Below are 1,102 nucleotides of genomic sequence, written 5' to 3'. Positions count from 1 at the left end.
GTCGTACACCTACTTCACCTGGCGCAACACGAAGCAGGAACTCACCGAATACCTCAGCGAGTTGTCGGGGGAAGCCGCCGCCTACATGCGGCCGAACCTCTTCGTGAACACCCCCGACATCCTGCACGAGTTCCTCCAGGACGGCGGCCGACCCGCCTTCGAACTGCGCGCGGTACTGGCCGCCACGCTGTCTCCGACCTGGGGTGTCTACAGCGGCTACGAACTCTGCGAGAACGCCCCTCTCCGGCCGGGCAGCGAGGAGTACCTCGACTCCGAGAAGTACCAACTCCGCCCGCGCGACTGGGAGTCCGCCGAGCGGGAAGGACGTAGCATCGCGCCATTGCTGGGCAAGCTCAACGACATCCGGCGCCGACACCCCTCGCTGCACCGGCTCAGGAATCTCCACTTCCACCGGACGGACAACGACGCGCTGATCGCGTACAGCAAGACCACGGGTGTGGACACGGTCCTGGTGGTCGTCAACCTCGACCCGCACCACACCCAGGAGGCCACGGTCTCGTTGGACATGCCGCAACTCGGCCTGGAATCAAACGAATCCATGTCGGTGTACGACGAACTGACGGGTGAGTCCTATCAGTGGGGCAGGACCAACTATGTGCGTCTCGAACCCGGCCGGGTTCCCGCGCACGTGCTCCACGTCCGCCCCGAGTGGTTCAAACGCGCCGTCTTCTACGAGGTCCTGGTCCGCTCCTTCCAGGACAGCAACGGCGACGGCGTCGGTGACCTCAAGGGCATCACCGCTAAACTCGACTACCTCCAGTGGCTCGGCGTCGACTGCCTCTGGCTACCGCCCTTCTTCAAATCCCCCTTGCGCGACGGCGGTTACGACGTCTCGGACTACACCGCCGTACTCCCCGAATTCGGCGACCTGGCCGACTTCGTGGAGTTCGTCGACTCCGCCCACCAACGCGGCATGCGCGTCATCATCGACTTCGTCATGAACCACACCAGCGACCAGCACCCGTGGTTCCAGGAGTCGAGGAAAGACCCCGACGGGCCCTACGGCGACTACTACATGTGGGCCGACGACGACAAGCAGTACCCCGACGCCCGCATCATCTTCGTCGACACCGAAGCCTCC

1 protein-coding gene is annotated in these 1,102 nt (G+C 64.2%); it reads left to right on the top strand.

From position 1 onward, the window contains the following. Positions 1-1,102: alpha-amylase family glycosyl hydrolase (locus tag OO69_RS51125; RefSeq protein WP_033287379.1), on the top strand; the 1,102-nt coding region annotated here is incomplete at both ends.

The organism is Streptomyces sp. NRRL F-525, from assembly GCF_000716605.1.
Lineage (GTDB): Bacteria > Actinomycetota > Actinomycetes > Streptomycetales > Streptomycetaceae > Streptomyces.
The sequence above is the reverse complement of the archived record's forward strand: the minus strand, read 5'-3'. Positions and strand labels throughout refer to the sequence as shown.